We start from the raw sequence: 4,508 nt of genomic DNA, 5'->3' as shown, positions 1-4,508 counted from the left end.
GAGGGCATCGACCTGCCCGGCGCCGACCTCTCCCACGAAGAGCTCACCGTGGCCGTCATCCCGGAACAGGTCGACGAGTTCACCTGCGCTTCCTGCTTCCTGGTCCGGCACCGCTCCCAGCTGGCCCGCCAGTCCGGCCAGACGCGGTACTGCACCGACTGCGAGGGCTGAACCCCGCGAACCATGGATCCCACAGATCAGGCCCCGGGCGCTCAATGCTCCCGGGGCCTGATCTGTGGCCCACCCGCCGATGATCAGCGGTGGCCGGTGGTGATCACTTTTTCACCGTGGCCGGGCGCCGGCGCCCCAGCACGGCCCGGGGGTTGAGCTTGTCGGTGTAGGCGATGGAGCCGTAGCGGAACAACTGCACCGCCACCCGCAGCACCAGCACCCCGAATACGAACAGCTCGGCGATCACGATGCTGGCGGTGAGCGGGTCGAGGGTGCCGAATCCGTTGCGCAGCATCGCGGTCACCGGGGCGGTGAGCGGGAAGAACGTGAAGACCTGCACGATCAGTGCGCTCGGGTCGGAGATGATGAGGCTGATGGCGTAGAAGGGGATGAACATCGCGAAGATCAGCGGCCCGAAGATCACCCCGGCGTCCTTGGCGGTGGGCATGATCGCCCCGATCGCCACCAGCACCCCGGTGAACAGCACAAACCCGCCGATCAGCAGCAGGAACGCCACGACCATGGTCCCCGGGTCCAACCGGAGCGAGGAGAGGTCGAGGTCGGGGATGTTCAACCGGTCGCGGAAGAAGACATAGCCGATCCCCACCGGGGCCAGCAGCACCAGAATCTGCACCGCCCCGACAGCGAAGACGGCCAGGATCTTGCCCAGCACCAACGTCGTGGGGTTGACGGTGGTGAGGATCATCTCGGTGACCCGGTTCTCCTTCTCCTCCAGGGTGGAGTTGAGCATCTGGTTGGAGAGCATCACGATCACCAGGAAGAACACCACCAGCAGTCCCAATGGGGCGATGGCCTCGGTGAACCCGCCGGTGACCTCGCCGTCCCGGAAGATCGTGGACTCCACCTCCAGGTCCCCGGCCGCGGCCGCTGCCAGGCCCGGGTCCCCGATCTGGGCCTGGGCGGCGGTGGTCAGCAGGGACTCGGCCACCGCCTCATAGGCCCCGTTGTCGAAGAGCCCCCGGTCCGCCCCGGTGACCTCGATCGGCTGTTCAGCCGGGTCACTGGGGTAGGCGAAGTACGCATCCAGCTCCCCGGTCTTCACCGCCTCGATCGCCGCGGCCAGGTCGGTGGCGGGTTGCCCGCCGTAGCCGGCGGCCAGCTCCTGAGGGATCGTTCCGGAGGCGTCCGTGTAGGCGAAAGTGAGCTCGGCCTTGGCCTGGGCGTCGGCGGAGTCGCTGATCGAGGAGTTGGAGGTGAAGGACAGGGCGAAGATGATCGCGATGACCACCGGCACCGCCAGGATCGCGATCCAGAATCCGCGCTTGCGCACGGTGCGGAGGAACTCGAAGCCCACGACGGTGGAGAGGTTGTGCTGTGCCATCACGCCCCCACCCCCACGGTCTCGGGCTGGGTAGCGTCCTCGAGGCTGTCGGCGCCGTAAACCCGGATGAAGACCTCCTCCAGCGAAGTGCGGGCGGTACTGAACCCGGAGACCGCCACGCCGGCACGCACGAGCTCGGTGAGCACCGTGGTCTCATCGGCCCCCAGGGCCGGGGCCAATTCAGAGACCTGTCCCTCCCCCGCTGGCTGGCTGCTGACCACGCTGTAGTGCTGTGAGGCTGGCACCACACCGGTGTGGATCACTCGGTAGGTGGTGCCGCCGAACTGCTCCTGTACCGCCCGGACGGTGCCGTAGGCGTGAGAGGTGCCGTCCTTGAGCAGGATCACCCGATCACACAGTCGTTCGACCTCTTCCATCTGGTGGGTGACCATCACCACCGTCGCCCCCGCGCGTTGCTGGTCTTCGATGATGTCCATCAAAAGCCGGCGGTTGACAGGGTCAAAGCCCTTCGTCGGCTCGTCCAGGATCAACAGTTCCGGGGTGTTCATGATCGTCACCCCCAACTGCACCTTCTGCTGCTGACCCCCCGAAAGCTTGTCGAGCCGGGCCGTCGCTTTGTCGGCCAGCCCCACCCGCTCGAGGTACTCCAGCGACCAGGACCTCGCCTTGGTCTTGTCGAGGCCCTTGAGCCGGCCGAAGTAGGTCATGGTCTCCAGCACCGGTTCCTTCTTGTACAGCCCCCGCTCCTCCGGCAGGTACCCGAGCCGGGCGCCGTCGGCGGGTTCGAAGGTCTTACCGTTGATGTGCAAGGTCCCCGCGGTGGGCTGATAGATCCCCAACAACGCCCGCAGGGTAGTGGTCTTGCCCGACCCGTTGGACCCGAGGAACCCGAAGGTCTCCCCCGCGTGCACGTCGAAGGACAGGTCGTTGATGACGGTGGTGTCCCCGAACATCATCCGGAAGTTCTCGATGTGCACCAGCGATTCCGTCATTGCGCCTCCACTGTCGTGCCTGCTAGCACTGCTGATCCTTCAGTCCCGTCACCATTCCCAGAACCGCGCCATGAGACAGAAATCCCGAGGCCGTGGCGGGAGCGCGTCAGCGGCTTCCGCACAGGCCTCCCCGATCTGCCCCACTCCTGAGAAAGGCGGTGCTCTCTACTGCCTCTGTCAGCCTCTCGCTCCTCCGCACGGGCCCTAGGGTTCTCTTAGCGTCTGTGAACTTCCAGCCTAAAAGTCCTTGTGCATCTCCTACATCCCCCACCGGGGGGATCATCCGGACAGTTCTCCCCGGGGCCAGCCGCCAACGAGGCCGCATGCAAAGCGTTGCCAACACCACCACCCCTCTGGTTGTATGTAGATATATTCTCGACCTAGATACGAGGTAGCCGGCATGGGTGTAGATCAGTGGTCCGCGGAGGACCAGGGATGGGCAACGCGCTACCGCACGGTCATGACGAGTAAGCACGTCCCGGCGTCCTCACTGAAGGAACGTGAGCACGAACTGCTCGACGCGGTCCGGGCGACACAGACTCCCGCTGCCGAGCTCTTCGGCGACGCCACAACACTGGCAACAGAGGATGCCGCCGAGCTCGCGACAGCCGACGAGGAAGTCCGGACCTCCCTGGGCGCAGGACTGCGACCGGTGCTACGGGAAATCGGAGGCAGGCTCANCTGCTCGACGCGGTCCGGGCGACACAGACTCCCGCTGCCGAGCTCTTCGGCGACGCCACAACACTGGCAACAGAGGATGCCGCCGAGCTCGCGACAGCCGACGAGGAAGTCCGGACCTCCCTGGGCGCAGGACTGCGACCGGTGCTACGGGAAATCGGAGGCAGGCTCACGGGCATCGGCGCTGTCGCGGTGCTGCTCATGGTCCTACGTTCCGGGTGGTCGATCGACGTGGACATCGCCCACGCCCTTGTCGCCGCCAGTGTGCTCCTTGCCTTCCTCGGGTGGGTGGTGCTGCGAGCTCTATTCGTGGCCGGCCGGCCGGGGTCAACGATCAGCGCCTCTGTTGTCATCGGCGCGGTCGTCCTCGCGGGAATCGCCCTCGCAGCGAACCTGGGGTCCGGGCACTACGCCGCACGTGATGTCCCCGTACCGCTGCTGGCTCTGGCGATGCTTATCCCAGGGGTGGTCCTACTGGTGGTGTCCCAGCGGATGCCGCAGCAGGTGCTTCGCCAACAGTGGAGCGATGAGCAGTGGATGCGTCGTTTCACAGGGGGTCTGCGCGCCCGCCTGATGCCCTCCGGAACCGTCCGGGACCATGTCACCGAGATCGAGCACGCCCTGGAGCTCGCCGGCACCTCGGCCTACACCGAGTTCGGGCACCCGCTGGTGTTGGCGCGCGATCTGGCCGCGACCAACCGTGTCGCTCGTACCCGGCGCTGGTGGCTACTCACTCTCACCGGCACGCTCACACCGCTGCTCATCGCCGCCCTCATCGCCACCAGCCACAGCTGGGGGGCGTTGACGATCCCGGTCGCACTGGCGTTCGTGCTGTCCGCGGCCGTGGCCCTGGGCACCGCCTGGAGCGACCGCCCCTGGGTAACCAGGCGATGAGCCTCCCGGCGTGGCAACGGGCCTCACTGCCGATGCTCATCCTCCGTGTGCTCGTGGTGGCACCACGGCATGGGTACGGCATCTCCCAGGCACTCGTCTCGGCAGGACTCCAACCCATCAAGGGAGCCCAGCTCTACCCCGCCCTCGGACGACTCGAGGACGACGGGGCAATCACGGCCCAGTGGGAACAAAGCGGACCAGGCCCGGCACGGAAAGTGTACGAACTGACCACCACCGGACATGAACACCTCCGTGACCTGAGCACCCAGTGGCAGGTCTTCATGACCGCAGTAGACACCCTGAGCCGCCCCGACCGAACCGCCATTTCCGACAATTCACCCCCGGACACGACATAGCACCGCCGACACCTGAGCTCGTACGGGGACTGTCCGATAAACGGTGTGTGGGGCCCGGCGGTTTTCATCAGTGAGTGGTTCTCTCGAACCGTCCGGCGAAGGTGATCGCGAACG

5 protein-coding genes are annotated in these 4,508 nt (G+C 66.1%); 3 read left to right on the top strand and 2 right to left on the bottom strand.

Annotation, left to right across the window (positions count from 1 at the left end; all coding sequences use genetic code 11):
• A partial coding sequence (locus H488_RS33200) for a DUF4193 family protein (protein ID WP_017834554.1) occupies window positions 1-171 on the top strand: 171 nt, incomplete at its 5' end.
• 103 nt (window positions 172-274) lie between these two features.
• Here the strand turns inward: H488_RS33200 and H488_RS33195 are convergent.
• Entirely contained in the window at window positions 275-1,513 is a 1,239-nt protein-coding gene (locus H488_RS33195) for an ABC transporter permease (protein WP_031283594.1), read from the bottom strand.
• The gene (locus tag H488_RS33190) at window positions 1,513-2,466 is read right to left on the bottom strand and encodes an ABC transporter ATP-binding protein (RefSeq protein WP_017834552.1); all 954 of its coding nucleotides are present in this window, start codon (window positions 2,464-2,466) and stop codon (window positions 1,513-1,515) included. Before H488_RS33190 ends, H488_RS33195 begins: the two co-directional genes overlap by 1 nt.
• Window positions 2,467-3,375: 909 nt before the next feature.
• Between H488_RS33190 and H488_RS33185 the strand changes: the two genes are divergently transcribed.
• Together H488_RS33185 and H488_RS36815 are read left to right on the top strand one after the other, a co-directional pair.
• The gene (locus H488_RS33185; RefSeq protein ID WP_190274525.1) at window positions 3,376-4,038 is read left to right on the top strand and encodes a hypothetical protein; all 663 of its coding nucleotides are present in this window, start codon (window positions 3,376-3,378) and stop codon (window positions 4,036-4,038) included.
• Window positions 4,035-4,394, top strand: coding sequence for a PadR family transcriptional regulator (locus tag H488_RS36815; RefSeq protein ID WP_306413703.1), 360 nt, complete (start codon window positions 4,035-4,037; stop codon window positions 4,392-4,394). Before H488_RS33185 ends, H488_RS36815 begins: the two co-directional genes overlap by 4 nt.
• Window positions 4,395-4,508 lie beyond the last annotated feature (114 nt).

It is taken from the genome of Kocuria sp. UCD-OTCP, from assembly GCF_000349605.1.
GTDB classification, from domain to species: Bacteria; Actinomycetota; Actinomycetes; order Actinomycetales; family Micrococcaceae; genus Kocuria; species Kocuria rosea.
The sequence above is the reverse complement of the archived record's forward strand: the minus strand, read 5'-3'. Positions and strand labels throughout refer to the sequence as shown.

What these genes read in the sequence shown, in the direction of transcription:
- H488_RS33195 (WP_031283594.1), bottom strand. Translation starts at nt 1,513, where the DNA reads ATGGCACAGCACAACCTCTCCACCGTCGTGGGCTTCGAGTTCCTCCGC.
- H488_RS33190 (WP_017834552.1), bottom strand. Translation starts at nt 2,466, where the DNA reads ATGACGGAATCGCTGGTGCACATCGAGAACTTCCGGATGATGTTCGGG.
- H488_RS36815 (WP_306413703.1), top strand. Translation starts at nt 4,035, where the DNA reads ATGAGCCTCCCGGCGTGGCAACGGGCCTCACTGCCGATGCTCATCCTC.